A 17763-nucleotide genomic window follows, 5' to 3' on the forward strand; every position below is an offset into this window, starting at 1 on the left:
CCGTCCGTCCGGCGTCCGTCGCGGAAGTGGGTGAAAGTATGACGGCACGGCCACCGAAGGCGAGCGGCGCCCAACTGCGGCAACTGGCACAGTTGCGGCGCGCCCGGGCAGCGAGCGGCGGATGCGTGCCCGGCCCCGTGGCCGCCCCGCGCAGCGAGAACGGCCTGTCCGCGCCGGTGGCGCCGGCGGTGGGCCTCCGACGGGAGATCCTGCCCGTACCCCCGGCCCTGGCACTCCTGCTGCCCGAAGGCGGCCTGGTCAAGGGCAGTGTGGTGGCCTATACCGGCGCCGGATCGCTACTGGCCGGATTGCTCGCCGCCGTCACCGGGCAGGGCGGGCACGCGGCCACCGTCGGGCTGCCCGGGCTCGGTCTGCTCGCCGCCGCGGAAATGGGCGCCCGGCTGGATCGGATCGCGGTGGTCGCCGACGCCGGCGCGGACCCGGTGGAGGTGGCGGCGGTGTTGCTCGACGGTATGGAACTGGTGGTGCTCGGGCTCGGCGGCGCCGCGGTCCTCCCGGCCCGCGCCCGGGTGCTCACCGCGAAAGCCCGCGGCAAGAACGCCACCCTGATCGTCACCGGCGGCTCCTGGCCGGCCGCGGACCTGGATCTGGAAGCGAAGGTCTCCGGCTACACCGGGCTCGGGACGGGTAGCGGGCGTATTCGTTCCATCAGCCTCGACGTCGAGGTCCGCGCCAGAAGTGGCGTATCCCACCGGGGCCGGTTGGCCGCTCGCCCACTCGCCGGCCGGGTGGAATGGATCACGCCGGCCGCCGCGGAAGCAGGCGAAGGCCGGGCACCGGAACGGCAGGAGCGTTCGGTTGCCTCCTGACCGGTCCGCACCGGGCGCCACCCGCGGCGGCCCCCGGGTACTGGCGGTGTGGTGCCCGGACTGGCCGGCGGTCGCGGCGGCGGCGAGCGCGGGGTTGCCGCCGGACCAACCGGTGGCGGTACTCCACGCGAACCGGGTGGTCACCTGCTCGGCCGCCGCCCGCGAGGCCGGGGTACGCCGCGGTATGCGCAAACGCGAAGCCCAGGGCCGCTGCCCGGAACTCGTGGTGGCGCACCAGGACCCGGACCGCGATGCCCGGCTGTTCGAACCGGTCGCCGCGACCGTGGACACTCTCGCCTCCGGCGTGGAAGTGCTGCGCCCCGGTCTGCTGGCCCTGTCCGCTCGCGGTGTCATCCGCTACTTCGGTTCCGCCGAGGCCGCGACCCGCCGCGTGCTCACCGCGCTGGCCACCGCCGGAGTGGAGGCGCGGGTGGGTATCGCCGACGAACTACCCACCGCCATCGTCGCCGCCCGGCACGGGACCATCGTGGCCCCGGGGGACGACGCCCGGTTTCTCGCCCCGCTACCGATCACGGAGCTGGCGGCCGAACCGGGTCCGGCGGACGCGGAACGGGCCGCGCTCATAGACCTGCTGCACCGGCTCGGCCTGCGCCGGATCGGGGATTTCGCCGGACTGACGCCCGCCCAGGTGACCTCCCGGTTCGGCACGGACGCGATCCGCGCCCACCGTGCCGCCCGCGCTCTACCGGAGCGGCCACCGGCGCCGCGCCGGCCCGCCCCCGATCTGGAGGTCCGGCTCCCCTGCGATCCGCCCATCGACCGGGTCGACCGGGCCGCGTTCGCCGGCCGACTGCTGGCCGTCCGCCTCACCGCGGCGCTGTCGGCCGCCGCGCTGGCCTGCACCCGGCTCGAGATCCGCGCCGAAACCGAAACCGGAGAGAACCTGTCCCGGGTCTGGCGCTGCGCCGAACCGCTGACCGCCGACGGCGTGGCCGACCGGGTGCGCTGGCAGCTGGACGGCTGGCTGACCCGTCCCCCGGACGGCCGCCCCACCGGTCCGATCATCGTGCTGCACCTGGTGCCGGTGGAGGTGGTGCCGGCCGGCGCCCTGCAACTGGGCCTGTGGGGCGATACCGGATCGGGTGACGAACGCGCGCTGCGCGCCCTGGTCCGCGTCCAGGGCCTGCTCGGTGGGGACGCGGTGCAGGTGGGCGTGCTCAGCGGCGGCCGCGGGCCGGCCGAACGGGTCACCATGGTCGCGTTCGGTGACGAACGCGCCCCGCACACCGATCCGGCACCGCCCTGGCCCGGCCGGATCCCCGAACCCGCCCCCGCCGTGATCATGCTCGACCGTCCGCCGGTCACCCTGGAATCCGCCGACGGCGCCCCGGTGCGAATCACCGGGCGCGGCGGGTTCAGCGGACCCCCGGCCCGGCTGCGCTGGGGGCGATCCAGTTGGCGGCTCACCGCCTGGGCAGGCCCCTGGCTCCTGGACGAACTGTGGTGGTCACCCGGATCGGCGCCCAGTGCCCGCGCGCAAGTCGAACTACCCGGCCCGCACAGTCTGCTGCTGTTCGCCGAGAACGACCGGTGGTATGTGGAAGGGCTCTACGAGTGAAGCCGAGGTCAGTAACCGTCGCAGGCGTCGAACGCGGCGTCCTTGTCCGCGTTGAACGTATCGATCTGCCCGTTCACCTCTTCGACCGAGGCATTGCGCTCGAGCAGATCGGCCAGTGATCTCAAATTCTCGCGGTAGGTGCGCATCGGGGCGGAGACATCGTTGGGCACATCGGGGTTCAGGTTCTGATCGATCTTGTTGGCGGTATCGCGCAACGCGGTGATCGCGGCCTGCTTCTTGGGCTCGAGATCGGGAGCCTTGGCGTCGCTGGCGTCGATATAGGCGTTGAACGCGTCCACCGCGGGATTGTTGTTGTCGCGCAGCGCGTCGCAGACATCGGTGGCGGCGGCCGCCGCGGCGGCGGCTCGCGACGAGGAGGCCGCGGCCGACGACGATTTGACCTCGGAGGTGTACAGCTGCAACTCGGACTGATTCACCTGGGCGGTACCGGTCACGGTGTTCGAGCAGGCAGCGATGAATCCACCCGCGATGAGCGCGGTCACAGCGGTGGCGAGACCGGCTCGTTCGAGTCGTCGCATAGGTGTTGAACTCCCCTCGGATGCCCACGACCCCGTATTTTCGCCCCGGCGCGCCGGACATCTGAGCCGCCGGTGCTGTCAACCGTACTGCGTCGGGTCGTTTTTCGACCGCCCAGCCTCGTCATCGGTGATGAACCGATACCCGGGCGACCCCACACTACCCGGTGGCTATGTCGATGACCAGGCGATTCGGTATGGTGGCCGCGGATACGGTGAAGCCCGGCTCATCGCCGGCGACGCCGATGAACGATTGGGTGACCCCCTCGAAAACCGTGGTCCGGTACACCCCGGCGATCCCGGGAACCGCGGGATCGGTGGCCGGGTCGGGACCGGAGTAGGGCACCACCCCGCTGTCGAACGGATAGGCCGACCCGGTGATCCGCACCTCGAGCACCGATTCGCCCGCCACCTCCAGTTCCCGGCCGCTGCCGTCCTGGATCGCCCGCCCGGTGTACCACACACTCCAGCCGGGAGTGCCTTCCCCGCCGAGGTCGTACTCCACGCGATCGAACCCCGCATGCCTGCTCAGCCGGATATCGGTCACCGTCAGCGCGGCGCCCGGGGAGGCCTCGGCCTGTTTGGGCACCGTATCGTCGGGCGCGGGCACCGCCTCACCCGGTATCGGCGCGGGTGGCGCCGGCAGACCCGGGGTGTCCACCTCCGAACTCGGCACCGCCGGCACCAGCTCCGGAGAGCTAACCGGTGGTGTGGAGCCGGAGTGGGCACATCCCGCGAGAAAACCCAGCATTGCCACCACTACCAGAACCCGCCCGGTACGCATGCGGCCGATGCTAACCGGAGTAGCCGCTGTCCTGCGGGAATACGCTCTTTCCCGGTGTGCCATGGACAGCCGGTGCCACCGCCGGGCCACGGGGGTGCCGACGGGGAGCGCACCGGCCATCCGACGGGGCGGCCGGCGGGCCGCGGCAACGATCTAGCACACTTGATCCGTGCGAGACGTGGAGGACCTACTGGAACGGTTGCGTCGCTATCCGGATGTGGAGGCCGCCAACCTGTACGCCGTCGATGCCGCCGACCGCCTGATTCTCGACGAGGCAGCGGAAGCACTCGCCGAAGCCGCGGCCGCCCGGGAAACGGTCGCGGTGATCGGGGACGGTTACGGCGCCCTCACCCTCGGTGCCGCCGCCGCTCACGACCTGCACGGTATCCGGGTCCATCAGGATCTGCTCACCGGCGAACTCGCCCTGGCCGCCAACGCCCGGACCCTCGGTCTCGCCGACCGCTACACCTCTCATCCGCTGGACGAGACCCTGCTGCGCGAGGCGACCGTCGTCCTGCTGCGACTGCCGCGCGTCCTGGCCGGCCTGGCCGAAATCGCCGAGGCCGTCGCCCGCCACGCCCACCCCGCGGTCCGCGTCTTCGCCGGCGGCCGCGACAAATACCTGACCAAGGCCATGAACGAGGTACTGGCCGAATCGTTTTCCGAGGTGCGGGCCAGCCGTGGCCGGCAGAAGTCCCGCACTCTGCTGGTCCGCGGCCCGAAACCGATGGGCCCGCCGCGTTTCCCGGTGCACGAGCACATCGGCGAGATCGGTATCGAAGTCGTCGCGCACGGCGCCGCGTTCTCCGGCACCCGCCTCGATATCGGCACCCGGTTCCTGCTCGAACATCTACGCGCGATGAAACCCGACGCCCGCGACGCCGTCGACCTCGGCTGCGGTACCGGGATACTGGCGGTGGCACTGGCCAGGTCCCGGCCCGGGCTCGCGGTGGTCGGCACCGACCAGTCCGCCGCCGCCGTGGCCTCGGCCACCGCCACCGCCGCCGCCAACCAGGTCACCGACCAGGTCCGGGTGGTCCGCGACGACGCCATGTCCGGCGCCCCCGACAACAGCGCCGACCTCGTGGTGTGCAATCCGCCGTTCCATGTCGGCGCCGCCGTGCACACCGGATCGGCCATCAAGATGTTCACCCAGACCGGCCGGGTGCTACGCCCCGGCGGCGAACTGTGGACGGTCTACAACAACCACCTCAACCATCGCACCGTGGTCGAACGCATGGTGGGACGCACCGAAGTGATGGGCCGCAACCGGAAATTCACCGTCACCCGCTCGGTACGGGGTCTGCACGATCCCACCCGCCCCTGACACCGCTCAGTCGATACGCCGCCGATGTGCCCAGCGGGTGAGCGCATTGCGGTTGGACTGCTGCGTTTTACGCAGCACGTTCGATGCGTGGGTCTCCACCGTCTTCACCGAGATGAACAATTTCTCGGCGATCTCCCGATAGGTGTAACCGCGCGCCAGCAGACGCAACACCTCCAGCTCACGCGGGGTCAGCGAATCCAGCTCCGGATCCAGCGGCGGCTCGGGCACCGGCGACCTGCCGGTGAACGAATCCAGGACGAAACCGGCCAGCCGTGGACTGAACACCGCGTCCCCGCCGGCCACCCGGCGGATCCCGGCGGCCAGTTCGACACCGGAGATCGTCTTGGTCACATAACCCCGGGCACCGGCGCGGATCACCGCGATCACATCCTCGGCGGCATCGGACACACTCAACGCCAGACACACCGGACCGCTGTCGATACCGTGCAACACCGCCACCCCGCCCCCATCGGGCATATGCACATCCAGCAGCACCACATCGGGTTTCGCGCTGTTGATCCCCGCCACGGCCTCGGCCACCCCACCGGCTTCGCCGACCACCTCCATATCCGTCTCCCGGCTCAACTCGGCACGCACTCCGGAACGGAAAACGGCGTGGTCATCAACCAGAAAAACCCGCACGCCCACCCTCTCTGTGTTCATTTGCGGCGCCTTCGGCGCCGCGGGGTCGCGGCCCCCTCGGTCCCGCCGTTCAGCGCCCGAGACTCGCGCTCCGCGCATGCGCTTCGGACGCTGAACGGCGGGACGGGCCTCGACCCTTCGAGGGCCTCGCTGGACTCGGCGCCGGGTGAGGCGGCCGGGTAGGACGGGGCACCACCACTGATCATTGTGCGGTACATGTTTTCAGGTGGGTGGTGAGGAAGGGATTCGGGGGCTGTCGGCCCGGCTCGCGGCGTTGGCGAGTGCCTGCGCCCGCATAGGCCGGGGCGGCGGATGCGGCCGGCCGAGTGGTTCCAGCAGGACGGGCAGGTCGGCGCGCCCGTCACCGCAGAGTTCATCGACGGTGACCGTTCGGGCGCGCCGGGTCTGCGGCGGCCCGGTGCGGTCGGGTGAGGCCGGCGGTCACGACCTCGGTGGAGTCCACCCGGGACAGATCCTGCGGTTCGGGGGTGGGTGTGCCGGCCCGGCGGAAGGCTTCCGCGGGGCCGGCCTCCACGCTTTCGTCCCGGACCTCGTTCACTTGCTCTTCCACTTCCGAGGACCCCGAATCGGTTCGCGGCATGATGATGCGCACCTCGGTGCCCCGGCCGGGCGCCGAGACGATCTCCACGCTGCCCCCACGGCGCTCCACCCGGGCGCGGATCGAACGGGCCAGGCCGTGCCGGTCCTCGGGAATCGAATCGGGGTCGAACCCGGTCCCGCGGTCGCGGACGAACACGCTGACCTGATGCGGTTCGGCCTCGGCGAACAGGTCGATATCGGCGACCCCGGCATGTTTGGCGGCATTCACCAAGGCTTCACGGGTGGCGCCCAGCACCGCGGTGAAATGCTCCTTCGGCAGGCCCGAACCGCTCTCCGTACCGTCCATCGCCACATCGCCCACCGTCACCGGCGTGACCTTCACCCCGTGCTGATCCTCCACTTCACCGGCGATGGTGCGCAGCGCGGCGGCGAGACTGGATTCGGCCGGACCGGAATCGGCGAACAACCAGCGGCGCAGCTCCCGTTCCTGACTGCGCGCCAGCCGCAGCACCTCATGGGGGTCACCGGCCTGCCGCTGGATGAGGGCCAGCGTCTGCAGTACCGAATCGTGCAGATGCGAGGCGATCTCCTCGCGTTCCTCGTTACGGATGCGTGCGGCGCGCTCGGCATTCAGCGAATGCATGAGCCGCAGGCCCAGCGGAACGGTCAGCAGGCCCACCCCGATCAGGGTCGCGGCCACCGCCAGCAGCGCCGAGCCCAGCGAACCCCAATCCAGCTGGGACAGCACCACCACCGCCAGCCCGGTGACCACCAGCGTCACGCCCGCGATGATGCGCGACCAGGTGACCACCGACGGTTTCGCCGGTATGCCGACCAGCGACCGTGGACCGTCGGCGTCGTATTCGCGCCACACCAGCGCCGCACCCACCGCGATCACCACGATCGGCGCGATCACCCGGGCCGCCGCGCCACTGAACGCCCACGACACCGCCACCGACAAACCCAGTCCGAGCAGCGCCAGCCCGATCGCCTGCCGGCGCTCGGTACCCGACGGGCGGCCCGAATCGGTGCCGTCGGGAGTGAAGATCCACAGCAGGCCGTAGGCGACTATCCCGGCCCCGGCCAGCGCGGACAGTAGGACGAAGGCCATTCGTACCCTGAGTACGTCGACACCCAGGTGGTCGGCGACACCGCCAGCCACCCCGCCGACGATCCGGCCGCCGGAACGGCGTACCAGACGCGGGGTATCGGCACCGGGAACCGCCCCGGACCCGGCAGCGGCCCCCCGCGTGTAGAAGGCAGGTCCGAACGGGCACATACCCTCGATACTGGCACGGGAACCGCATCGGCAGCCATGGGGAAACACCCTGAGATCGGTCTCGGGTTCTCGCTGTCGACGGTGCTCAGGAGGTTTTCCGGTCCAACTTCAGGGTTCCCCCGGATGTGCGCGCGGACGCCCCGAGCGGACCATGGGGTCCATGACGAGAACGAGCTTCGGCGATCAGCTGCAGCACATGTGGCAGACCCGGCCGGTTCGGCTGCCCCGGCGGGGCCCGATCGCCGGAGTCGCGGCGGGTTTCGGCCATCGCTACGGTATCGATCCGGTGCTGGTCCGGGTGGCGTTCGTGGTGTCCACCATTTTCGGGGGCGCCGGAATCGTGCTCTACCTGGCCGGATGGCTGCTGTTCCCGGAACCCGGGAGTCGCGGTTCCATGGCGGAGTCGCTCACCCGCAAGGACCAGGATTCATCGAATCAGACCAAGACCATCGTGCTGATCGTGGCGCTGGCGATCGCGGTGAGCACGATGGGTCCGGTGGGAATCGGGCTCGGCGGCTCCGGGGTCATCTCGCTGGCGCTGATGCTCGCCGGCTGGTGGATGCTGCATATGCGCTCCCCCGAGCCCCCACCGCTGCCACCCGGCATCGCCGAGCCGGAGCCGCTGGGCAACCCCGGTACGACCGGGTATCCCGGCGCCATGTTCCCGCAGGGCGGGGTCGACCCCTACGCTCCCCCGGCGGATGTCTACACGCCGTACACGAGGCTGCCGGATCGCTACGTTCCCGACCCCCCGGCCGACGTCGCGCCGCCCCCGGCGAACCCACGCGGCACTGCCGGAAGCTCCCCGGAATCGACGCCTCCGCTGCTCACCAAGAGAGGTGACACGGTCGCCGGTCCCGCACAGGCCGTGGGAACCGAGAAAAGCGGTCCGGCCGGCGACTCCGCGACCACCGCGTCCGGCGACCCGGCCCGGAGCGAGAACGCGGCCGCCGGCCCCGCGGCTTCCACCGGACCGGCCGGGAACCCGCCCACCGCGGGCACGGGTACCTTCCGGACCACCCGCCCCACGATCGATATGAACAAATCCGGCACCCCGGAGTTCGAACACCGCACTCCGCCCTCCTGGGACCCGTTGGGTGTCGCGCCGCTGGCCTGGGACCTACCCGAACCCGGACCGGCCCGCACGCTGGTCGCTCCGGCCGTGGAGCCGCGGCCGCGTTCCCGTTTCACCCCGGTCGTCCTCGGCCTCGCGGTCCTGGCGGCGGCCGCCGCGGGGGCCACCGCCGTGGCGGGGAGCGAATGGATGACTCCGGGACGGATCGGCGCGATCGCCCTGGCGGTGATCGGGCTGGGCCTCGTGGTCGGTTCGTTCCGGCGCCGCGGCCACGGGCTGCTGCTGGTCACGGCTCCGCTGGCGGCCTTCGTCCTGCTCGCCGCGGTGATCGGACCGGTGGACCTGCAGAACTCGACCATGGGCGACCGCACCTGGGCACCCGCCTCGGCCACCGACATCCGGCCGGAATACGAGGTCACCATGGGTTCGGGCACGCTCGACCTCCGCGGTATCGACCTCACCGCGAACCGGACCGTCGATATCCACGTACAGATGGGTCAGGCGACGGTCCTGCTTCCCGAGGACATGAACGTACGCACCGAATGCACCGTCCGGATGGGCGAGGCGAATTGCCCCGACGGGCTGACCGGCCCCGGCGGGGACGCCCCGGTGCTGAACTTGAACGTGCACGTACGGATGGGCGATGCGGAGGTGCGCCGTGGCTGAACAGCAGACCGGTGATCGAACCGATCGACGCGCGGCCTGGGGGCGCGCCCGGCGCGGCGGTTTCTCCCCCGGACTGTTCTTCGTGGGCCTGCTGGCGCTCGCCCTGAGCGCTTGGGCCCTGGCCGGCCCCACCGGCTGGGGACTCACCACGATCGTCCCGATCGGCTGGATCGTCGTCGCCGTGGCGATGGTGGTCGGCCTCATCCTGGTCGTATCGCCGAGGAAACGCCGCCGCTGAGGGGATCCACTACGAATGGAACCGGCCGGACCTGGACAGGTCCGGCCGGTTCGTCGTCACTCCCACTCGATGGTGCCCGGCGGCTTGCTGGTCACATCCAGGACCACCCGGTTGACCTCCGGCACCTCGTTGGTGATCCGGGTCGAGATCCGTTCGAGCACCTCATAGGGCAGCCGCGTCCAGTCCGCGGTCATCGCGTCCTCGCTCGAGACCGGCCGCAGCACGATGGGGTGCCCGTAGGTGCGCCCATCGCCCTGCACACCGACACTGCGCACATCCGCGAGCAATACCACCGGGCACTGCCAGATCTGTCCGTCCAGCCCGGCCGCGGTCAGTTCCTCGCGCGCGATGGCGTCGGCCTGCCGCAGCGTGCGCAACCGGTCCTCGGTGACCTCACCGATGATCCGGATCGCCAGACCCGGGCCCGGGAACGGCTGCCGCGCCACGATCTCCTCCGGCAGCCCGAGCTCCCGGCCGACCGCCCGGACCTCGTCCTTGAACAGCAGCCGCAGCGGTTCGACCAGCTCGAACTCCAGGTCCTCGGGCAGCCCGCCCACATTGTGATGCGATTTGATGTTCGCGGTGCCGCTCCCGCCGCCCGACTCCACCACATCCGGGTACAGCGTTCCCTGGACCAGGAATTCCACCGTCGGCGCCGCGTCGCCGGCCGTCTGTTCGCCCACGACCTCGCCCACCGCGTCCTCGAAGGACCGGATGAACTCACGGCCGATGATCTTGCGCTTCTCCTCCGGGTCGGTGACGCCCTTCAGCTCGCCCAGGAATTTGTCCACCGCGTCCACGGTGACCAGCCGGGCCCCGGTGGCGGCCACGAAATCCCGCTGCACCTGTTCACGCTCCCCGGCACGCAGCAGCCCATGGTCGACGAACACGCAGGTCAGCTTGTCGCCGATGGCCCGCTGCACCAGGGCGCCGGCCACCGCGCTGTCCACCCCGCCCGAGAGCCCGCAGATCGCGTGCCCGTCACCGATCTGCTCGCGCACCTGCTCGATCATGACCTCGGCGATATTGGCCGGGGTCCAGGTCGGCGCGATTCCGGCCATCTCGTGCAGAAACCGGCTCAGCACCTGCTGGCCGTGCGGCGAGTGCAGCACCTCGGGGTGATACTGCACACCCGCCAGCCGCCGCGCCCGGTTCTCGAATGCCGCGACCGGCGCGCCCACCGTGGTACCGGTGACGGTGAACCCCTCCGGTGCGTCGGTGACCGCGTCACCGTGGCTCATCCACACCGGCTGCACCCCGGGCAGGCCCTCGTGCAGCAGACCGCCGTCGATATCGAGTTCGGTGCGCCCGTACTCGCGGGTCCCGGTGTTGGTCACGGTGCCGCCCAGCGCCTGGGCCATCGCCTGGAATCCGTAGCAGATTCCGAAAACCGGCACATCGATATCGAACAGTCGCGGATCGAGCGAGGGCGCCCCGTCGGCGTACACACTCGCCGGGCCGCCGGACAGGATCACCGCGAGCGGCTGCTTGTCCGCGATCTCGGCGACCGTGGCGGTATGCGGCACCACCTCGGAATACACCTTCGCCTCCCGGACCCGGCGGGCGATCAACTGCGCATACTGCGCACCGAAGTCGACAACGAGTACGGGTCTCTGGGAATGCGTCACCCGGATGATTCTAGTGCCGCCTCCCCGGGCCCTCGAGTTCGGTCACCACGGTGCCCGACACGCGCCGACCTGCCATTTCGCGCAGTGGGCTCGCACACACCGGCGAGCGGCGACCGCGGTGGCCGGAGGGCCCGGCTCCGGAGCCCGGGCCGGACGGACCTCTGCCCGCGACCCGCTCCGGCCCGACCCGGGGAAGGACCGCTCAGGCGCGGACGCTCAACCCGACCTTCTGGAACTCCTTGAGGTCGGAGTAGCCGGCCTTGGCCATGGACCGGCGCAGACCGCCGACCAGGTTGAGGGAGCCGAACGGATCGTCGGACGGCCCGGTGAGAACCTGTTCGAGGCTGGGACGTACCGCGGCGGGGCGGGCCGCGGGACCGCTGAGCAGTTCGTCGGCGAGATCCCACGGTTCGTCCAGCGACAGCAGCGACCCCCGCGGCACCGACGGGTGGGCGGCCGCCGACGGCCAGTACCAGCCGCGGCCCGGGGCCTCGGTGGCCAGCGCCAGCGGTGCGCCCAGCATGGCGGCGTCGGCACCGCAGGCGATGGCCTTGGCCAGATCACCGGAGGTGTGGATATCGCCGTCGGCGATGACGTGCACGTACCGGCCGCCGGTCTCGTCGAGGTAGTCCCGGCGGGCCGCTGCGGCGTCGGCGATGGCAGTGGCCATGGGCACCCCGATACCGAGCACCTCACCCGTGGTGGTCGCGCCCTCCTGCGACCCGTAACCGACGATCACGCCGGCGGCGCCGGTTCGCATCAGATGCAGTGCGGTGCGGTGATCGCTGACTCCGCCCGCCACCACCGGCACATCGAGTTCGGCGATGAACGTTTTCAGGTTCAGCGGTTCACCGTCACCGACGTGTTCGGCGGAGATGATGGTGCCCTGCACCACCAGCAGGTCGATACCGGCCTGCAACAGACCCGGGGTCAGGCTCTGGGCGTTCTGCGGGCTCACCCGCACCGCCACGGTGACCCCACCGGCCCGTACCTGCGCCACCGCGGCGGCGAGGAGGTCGGGCTGCATGGGCGCGGCGTGCAGTTCCTGCAAGAAGGCCACGGCCCGTTGATAGCTGCCCTTGTCCGCGAGCTCCACCAGCTGCTCGATCTTGGCGGCCACATCCGCGTGCCGCGCCCACAGACCTTCACCGTTGATCACACCCAGACCGCCACGCCGGCCCATCTCGACGGCGAATTCCGGAGAGACCAGGGCGTCGGTGGGATGGGTGAGGAACGGAATATCGAATCGGTAAGCGTCGAGCTGCCAGGCCAGCGAGACCTGGCTCGCCGAACGGGTCCGGCGCGACGGAACGATATCGACATCGTCCAGTTCGTAGGTCCGGCGAGCCGTCCTACCCATTCCGATCTCGACCATATCGCGCACGAAAATAACTCCTGTGTCGGTGGCGCGCTGCCGCGCGTGGGTTCTCGGCCCCCTCGCCCCACGTTCCCCGCTCGCGAAACCACGCCTGCCGCGCCGACGTTTCGAGAGCGAAAACGCGGAACGGGCAGCGACCCGGTGTGGGCCTCGCGAAACGAGGCGCCGATGTCATGGTTTCACCTGGTGAACCGCGTAATTACACGTAGACCTTACAGTGTCGCCCACCGCGCCCGCGGCGCGGTGTTTATTTACGCGCCTGCGGCGCGCGGGGTTGAGGCCCCCTTGTGTCTCGCCGTTTCGGCCTCGAGACTTGCGCCTTCGGCGCGGGCGCTTTCGAGGCCGAAACGGCGAGACGGGCCTCAACCCTTTGAGGTGTCTCGTAACACTCGACACATGGGGTTGCGTCGGCATTCGAGGTTCGGGTCGGCATGCGGACGTGGAGGAACCCTGGGACGGCGCCGGGCCCTCGGAAACGCCCGAGGGGGTGACTGGCACAACCGTCGCGGCGGCGGCGGAACTCTCGTCCGCTGACGAATCGATCCGTGCGGACCGCGAAACCCGGGTTCCGGTGGTCGCAGTTGCCGGTCGAGGGCGCCCACGCCGGGGCGCGCCCTCGACCGGGCCTCACCTACCGGTGTAGTTGGGTGCCTCGACGGTCATCGTGATGTCGTGCGGGTGGCTTTCCTTCAGCCCGGCGGCGGTGATCTGGACGAACTGCGCTTCCTGCAGATCGGTGATCGACTGGGCACCGGTATAGCCCATAGCGGCACGCAGGCCACCGACCAGCTGGTGGATCACCTGGTTGACCGGGCCGCGGAAGGGCACCCGGCCTTCGATGCCCTCCGGGACGAGTTTGTCCTCGGCCAGAACGTCGTCCTGGAAGTAGCGGTCCTTGGAGAACGACTTCGCCTGCCCGCGGCCCTGCATGGCGCCGAGCGAACCCATGCCGCGGTAACTCTTGAACTGCTTACCGCCGACCAGGATCAGTTCGCCCGGGGATTCGGCGGTACCGGCCAGCAGCGAACCGAGCATCACGGTGGAGGCGCCCGCGGCGATGGCCTTGGCGATATCACCGGAGAACTGGATACCGCCGTCGGCGATCACCGGGACCCCGGCCGGTTTGCAGGCGGCGACGGCCTCGAGGATGGCGGTGATCTGCGGGGCGCCGACACCGGCGACCACGCGGGTGGTGCAGATCGAGCCCGGTCCGACGCCCACCTTCACCGCGTCGGCGCCCGCTTCGACCAGTGCCGCGGCACCGGCCCGGGTGGCGATATTGCCGCCGACGACCTGGATGCGGTCACCGACCTCGGCCTTCACCTTGCTCACCATGCTGAGCACCTGACGCTGGTGTCCGTGCGCGGTATCGACCACCAGAACGTCGGCGCCGGCGTCGGCCAGCGTCATGGCGCGCGACCAGGCGTCGTCGCCGACACCGACCGCGGCACCCACCAGCAGCCGGCCGTCGCGGTCCTTGGTGGCGTCGGGGAACTGATCGGTCTTGACGAAGTCCTTCACGGTGATGAGCCCGCGCAGCCGGCCCTCGCCGTCCACGATCGGCAGCTTCTCCACCTTGTGCCGGCGCAGCAGACCGAGCGCGGCCTCGGCGGTGACACCCTCCTGGGCGGTGATGAGCGGCACCTTGGTCATCACATCGGCGACACGCCGGTTCTGGTCGACCTCGAAGCGCATATCCCGGTTGGTGATGATGCCCACCAGCGCGCCGGTCTCGTCGACCACCGGCAGCCCGGAGATGCGGAACCGGGCACACATGGCGTCGACCTCGGCCAGGGTATCGGTGGGGCGACAGGTCACCGGATCGGTGACCATCCCCGCCTCGGACCGTTTGACGGTCTCCACCTGGCTCGCCTGGTCGGCGACCGACAGATTGCGGTGCAACACACCCATACCACCGGCCCGGGCCATGGCGATGGCCATCCGGGCTTCGGTGACGGTGTCCATGGCAGAGCTGACCAGCGGGGTCCGCAGGCGGATCTCCCGGGTCAACCGGCTGGATGTCTCGACCGAGCTGGGGATCAGATCCGAAGCGGCGGGGAGCAGCAGTACATCGTCGAAGGTGAGGCCGAGCATGGCGATCTTGTTCGGATCGTCACCACCCGTATGAGGGCGGACTACGGTGCGCTCGCCCGGTACGGGATTACTCATTCGGATCGACCCCTCCTGGACGTCGGCGAAGCTACCGGGGTGCGGCGACCCGATAGCGAACTGTTACTGGGATTGGACTACGGCACCGGTTCTGTTCTGACCGGTGGTGGCCGGGTTATCGGTACTCGTCGGCGCCGTGTCACCATGGTATCGGTCCGCCCGCACCAGGGATCAACTGAGGGCATCGCCGAAACTGACGGCGCGGACGGCTGGCGCAGACCGCCCTGTTCTGCGTACCGTGGGGATGTGCGTGACCATCTACCACCTGGCTTGCCGCCGGATCCGTTCGCCGGAGACCCCGCCGACCCGTCCGCCGCGCTCGATGCCATCGAGCCGGGGGAACCGCTGGATCCTCACGAGCGCCTTGCGGTCGAGGAGGATCTCGCCGATCTCGCAGTCTACGAGGCGCTACTGGCCCACCGCGGTATCCGCGGGTTGGTGGTGAGCTGCGAGGATTGTCGGCAGGATCACTATCACGACTGGGATATGCTGCGCGCCAATCTGTTACAGCTCCTCGTCGACGGCACGGTCCGCCCGCACGAGCCCGCCTACGACCCGACTCCGGAAGCCTACGTCACCTGGGATTACTGCCGCGGCTACGCGGACGCCTCGATGAACGAGGCATTCCACGGCGACGGGTTCGACGCCTTCGACAGCTGACTCCGGAGCAGCCGGCCCGCCCGGCAGGATCGGCCGCATCGGGCGGCCGATCGATTTTTCATGGCTACGCCCGGTTCCCCGGCACTCACACCGACCGTGGCCCAACACACCGATGGCCATCCACAGTTTCCAGGTGGATGGCCATCGGTGTGTCGGCGTTCAGTTGGTGGCGCCCCCCGGCAACGGCAGCGGCACCGTGGTCGGAGCCTGCTGAGGAAGCGACGGGGCCGGCACGACGGTCTGCGGAACCGGCAGGGTGGACGGCTCGGCCGGGCCGGGTGTGCTGATCGTGGACGGCGGCACCTGCGTGGGCGGCTCCACCGAGTCCACACCCGGTCCGTTCGGAGTGGTGGTACCCGGAACGCCCGGGACGGTGGTGCCGTCCGGAGCGATATCGGGGGCCTGGGTGTCCGGCGCCGGGGTGTCGGGAGTGTGGGTGTCGGGCGCCTGCGTATCGGGCCGCTCGGTCCCGGGTCCCGGCCGATCGGGGGCCGGCACGTCCGGGGCGCCCGGCTTGTCACTGCCACCGGGGCCGCTCGGCCGATCGAACGGGAGTTCGCTGCCCGGTCCCGGAGTGGTGGTCACCGTGCTACCGGGCCGCTCCGTGGTCCCACCGGGATGCGAGGGCACCGGCGCGCCCGGATCGGGCGAGGGCGCGACCTGCTCCAGCTGCGCGGCGATGTCCGGCGGTATCACCTTCCGGACCTCTTCGAACAGCTGATTCCAGCGTTCGACGAGTTCGTTGCGCTTGGTCGGGTCGTCGACCTGGGTCGTATTCGCCGAGGCCTGCTCGAGCCGTTCCCGCGCCTCGTCCGGCTTGCCCTGTTCGAGCAGGGTCTGCGCGGCGGCCAGATCGTCACCGGCGTACTGCACGACGGTGCTCTGGGCCTGCTCGCTGAACACGACCTCTTTGACGCGCCACAGCGCGTCGCCGGGTTCGGCCTGATACGAGAACGCGGAGAGCCCACCGAACACGAGCGCCAGCGCCGCAGCGGTCGTCGCGATCGGGCGGAGCAGCCGTAAGCGGCCTCCCGATTGCGCGCTGATCCGCGCCTGCCGCGCACCGATCTCCTGGTTGACCGCCGCGACCACCGTATCGAGGTCGGGCGCGTCGGGTAGCGGCGGCGCCACGATCTCGGCCCGCCAATCCGCCAGCAATGTCGCCAGCTGGAGTTCCTCGGTGCTCTCGGTGGGGACGGGTCCGCCACGGGCGATAGCGTCGATCAGTTCGTCATCACGACGAACCGCGACGATATCCACCGGTTCGGATCCGGTACCGGAGCCCTCGGCATAGGGATCGGTGTTCCGCGATGCACGCCGCGCCCATTTGTCGCCCCGACCGCGCCCGCCATCCCTAGCCATACATTTCACCTGCCCTCGCCACTTGTGCCTTCAATTTTGCGAGCGCCCTGTGCTGGGCGACCCGGATCGCGCCCGCCGTACTGCCCACGGCGGTTGCGGTTTCTTCTGCTGACAGACCCATGACCAGGCGCAGGATCAAGATCTCTCGATGCTTCTCCGGAAGAGTGGCCAGCAGGGTGTTCATCTGCCGGCTGGTTTCCGATTCGAGAGCTCGTTGCTCCGGGCCGTGGTCGGTGGATATGACATCTGGTACTTCGGCCATCGCCTCCGCCTTGTTACGGGAGGCGTTGCGATGGGCGTCGGCAACCTTGTGCGATGCGATTCCGTATACGAAGGCCATGAACGGCCTACCCTGGTCCTGATACCTGGGTAGCGCGGTCATGACCGCTAGACAGACCTCCTGCGCGACATCGTCCGCGGAGAGTTGTCCACGCTCCGCGACACCGATCCGCGCGCGGCAATAGCGCATCACCAGCGGGCGGACCATTTCCAGTACCTGAGCTAAAGCAGACCTGTCGCCCTGCGCAGCGGCGGCGACGGCGCGGTCCAACTCTTCGCCCGTGTGCGTCATCGTCAGCGGAATTCCTGGCGTTACAAAGTGGCACGGTCGGTGACGACCAGTGCTTCCGCCGGTCCAGCGGAACGGGTCCACAATAGGACACCGGCGGCGCCACGGGTCGAGACGGTGGAACTCGGGTTACCCACGCGCATCACGAAATCGCCCGCCACGCCGGGAGATGAGTGTCCGACACGCCTCCGCGTCGGCCATCGCCGTGTCGCGGTCACCCGGTCCGGCGGCCAGGCCGCCGCGCAGCATGGCGCAGGCCCACCGCAGGGGAACCGAACCGGAGACACGGCATTCCTCATCGATACGGTCGGCCAGCGCGAGGGCACGAGTCCGCTGTCCGGTGGCGCTCGCGGCGGCGGCGACCAGCAGGCGCGATTTGATCCCGTGCCGGACCGAGGGCCCCTGTTCGGCCAGCGTGAGCGCGGCCTCCGCGGCGGCCAGCGCCGGCGCACCGCGGCCGTCGGCGAGCGCGGTCTCGGCG

General features: G+C 70.2%; 15 protein-coding genes and 1 pseudogene. 6 read left to right on the forward strand and 10 right to left on the reverse strand.

Annotated elements, in window-relative coordinates; genetic code table 11:
* The first annotated feature begins 38 nt into the window (after window positions 1-38).
* The gene (imuA', locus tag ON38_RS20905) at window positions 39-830 is read left to right on the forward strand and encodes a DnaE2-dependent mutagenesis accessory factor ImuA' (RefSeq protein ID WP_157181832.1); all 792 of its coding nucleotides are present in this window, start codon (window positions 39-41) and stop codon (window positions 828-830) included.
* Window positions 820-2409: a DNA polymerase Y family protein gene (locus ON38_RS20910; protein ID WP_051165016.1), complete on the forward strand. Its 1590-nt coding sequence runs from the start codon at window positions 820-822 to the stop codon at window positions 2407-2409. The genes imuA' and ON38_RS20910 overlap by 11 nt, the downstream gene beginning before the upstream one ends.
* Before the next feature lie 8 nt (window positions 2410-2417).
* Here the strand turns inward: ON38_RS20910 and ON38_RS20915 are convergent, their stop codons facing one another.
* Together ON38_RS20915 and ON38_RS20920 are read right to left on the reverse strand one after the other, a co-directional pair.
* Window positions 2418-2948 carry an Rv2240c family protein gene (locus ON38_RS20915; protein ID WP_039826595.1) on the reverse strand — a complete coding sequence of 177 codons (531 nt, stop codon included), beginning with the start codon at window positions 2946-2948 and terminating at the stop codon, window positions 2418-2420.
* 157 nt (window positions 2949-3105) lie between these two features.
* Window positions 3106-3729, reverse strand: a complete 624-nt coding sequence (locus ON38_RS20920; protein WP_039826596.1) for an AMIN-like domain-containing (lipo)protein — start codon at window positions 3727-3729, stop codon at window positions 3106-3108.
* 169 nt (window positions 3730-3898) lie between these two features.
* On the opposite strand from ON38_RS20920, the gene ON38_RS20925 reads away from it, so the two are divergent.
* Window positions 3899-5056, forward strand: a complete 1158-nt coding sequence (locus ON38_RS20925) for a class I SAM-dependent methyltransferase (RefSeq protein WP_039826597.1) — start codon at window positions 3899-3901, stop codon at window positions 5054-5056.
* Window positions 5057-5062: 6 nt separating this feature from the next.
* On the opposite strand, the gene ON38_RS20930 is transcribed toward ON38_RS20925, so the two are convergent.
* A complete protein-coding gene (locus ON38_RS20930; RefSeq protein WP_039826598.1) occupies window positions 5063-5719 on the reverse strand; it encodes a response regulator in 657 nt (218 codons plus the stop codon).
* Window positions 5720-6071: 352 nt separating this feature from the next.
* A complete protein-coding gene (locus tag ON38_RS20935) occupies window positions 6072-7538 on the reverse strand; it encodes an ATP-binding protein (protein WP_083872922.1) in 1467 nt (488 codons plus the stop codon).
* A gap of 160 nt (window positions 7539-7698) precedes the next feature.
* On the opposite strand from ON38_RS20935, the gene ON38_RS20940 reads away from it, so the two are divergent.
* On the forward strand, window positions 7699-9279 hold the full coding sequence (locus tag ON38_RS20940) for a PspC domain-containing protein (RefSeq protein ID WP_039826599.1): 1581 nt from the start codon (window positions 7699-7701) through the stop codon (window positions 9277-9279).
* On the forward strand, window positions 9272-9517 hold the full coding sequence (locus ON38_RS20945) for a hypothetical protein (protein WP_051165018.1): 246 nt from the start codon (window positions 9272-9274) through the stop codon (window positions 9515-9517). The genes ON38_RS20940 and ON38_RS20945 overlap by 8 nt, the downstream gene beginning before the upstream one ends.
* Before the next feature lie 56 nt (window positions 9518-9573).
* On the opposite strand, the gene guaA is transcribed toward ON38_RS20945, so the two are convergent.
* The 3 genes from guaA to guaB all read right to left on the reverse strand — a co-directional run bounded on the left by guaA (window position 9574) and on the right by guaB (window position 14692).
* A complete protein-coding gene (gene guaA, locus ON38_RS20950; RefSeq protein WP_085995463.1) occupies window positions 9574-11145 on the reverse strand; it encodes a glutamine-hydrolyzing GMP synthase in 1572 nt (523 codons plus the stop codon).
* A gap of 202 nt (window positions 11146-11347) precedes the next feature.
* Window positions 11348-12529, reverse strand: a complete 1182-nt coding sequence (locus ON38_RS20955; RefSeq protein WP_039826601.1) for a GuaB3 family IMP dehydrogenase-related protein — start codon at window positions 12527-12529, stop codon at window positions 11348-11350.
* Window positions 12530-13150: 621 nt separating this feature from the next.
* Complete coding sequence (guaB, locus tag ON38_RS20960) at window positions 13151-14692, reverse strand: IMP dehydrogenase (RefSeq protein WP_083872923.1); 1542 nt, start codon at window positions 14690-14692, stop codon at window positions 13151-13153.
* 246 nt (window positions 14693-14938) lie between these two features.
* Here guaB and ON38_RS20965 point away from each other — a divergent pair, with 246 nt between their 5' ends.
* The gene (locus ON38_RS20965) at window positions 14939-15352 is read left to right on the forward strand and encodes a DUF5319 domain-containing protein (RefSeq protein ID WP_030522220.1); all 414 of its coding nucleotides are present in this window, start codon (window positions 14939-14941) and stop codon (window positions 15350-15352) included.
* 159 nt (window positions 15353-15511) lie between these two features.
* On the opposite strand, the gene ON38_RS20970 is transcribed toward ON38_RS20965, so the two are convergent.
* The 3 genes and pseudogenes from ON38_RS20970 to ON38_RS20980 form a co-directional block, all read right to left on the reverse strand.
* Window positions 15512-16714, reverse strand: a complete 1203-nt coding sequence (locus ON38_RS20970; RefSeq protein WP_083872924.1) for an anti-sigma-D factor RsdA — start codon at window positions 16712-16714, stop codon at window positions 15512-15514.
* Window positions 16707-17285 carry a sigma-70 family RNA polymerase sigma factor gene (locus ON38_RS20975; RefSeq protein WP_039826602.1) on the reverse strand — a complete coding sequence of 193 codons (579 nt, stop codon included), beginning with the start codon at window positions 17283-17285 and terminating at the stop codon, window positions 16707-16709. The genes ON38_RS20970 and ON38_RS20975 overlap by 8 nt, the downstream gene beginning before the upstream one ends.
* A gap of 126 nt (window positions 17286-17411) precedes the next feature.
* Window positions 17412-17763: pseudogene (locus ON38_RS20980) on the reverse strand (hypothetical protein); the annotation flags it as partial.

Origin of the sequence: Nocardia testacea NBRC 100365, from assembly GCF_000308775.1 — a bacterium.
Lineage (GTDB): Bacteria > Actinomycetota > Actinomycetes > Mycobacteriales > Mycobacteriaceae > Nocardia > Nocardia testacea.

Coding starts and splice junctions, on each gene's coding strand:
- imuA' (WP_157181832.1), top strand. CDS start 39: ATGACGGCACGGCCACCGAAGGCGAGCGGCGCCCAACTGCGGCAACTG.
- ON38_RS20915 (WP_039826595.1), bottom strand. CDS start 2,948: ATGCGACGACTCGAACGAGCCGGTCTCGCCACCGCTGTGACCGCGCTC.
- ON38_RS20920 (WP_039826596.1), bottom strand. CDS start 3,729: ATGCGTACCGGGCGGGTTCTGGTAGTGGTGGCAATGCTGGGTTTTCTC.
- ON38_RS20930 (WP_039826598.1), bottom strand. CDS start 5,719: ATGAACACAGAGAGGGTGGGCGTGCGGGTTTTTCTGGTTGATGACCAC.
- ON38_RS20935 (WP_083872922.1), bottom strand. CDS start 7,538: ATGTGCCCGTTCGGACCTGCCTTCTACACGCGGGGGGCCGCTGCCGGG.
- ON38_RS20940 (WP_039826599.1), top strand. CDS start 7,699: ATGACGAGAACGAGCTTCGGCGATCAGCTGCAGCACATGTGGCAGACC.
- guaB (WP_083872923.1), bottom strand. CDS start 14,692: ATGAGTAATCCCGTACCGGGCGAGCGCACCGTAGTCCGCCCTCATACG.
- ON38_RS20970 (WP_083872924.1), bottom strand. CDS start 16,714: ATGGCTAGGGATGGCGGGCGCGGTCGGGGCGACAAATGGGCGCGGCGT.
- ON38_RS20975 (WP_039826602.1), bottom strand. CDS start 17,285: ATGACGCACACGGGCGAAGAGTTGGACCGCGCCGTCGCCGCCGCTGCG.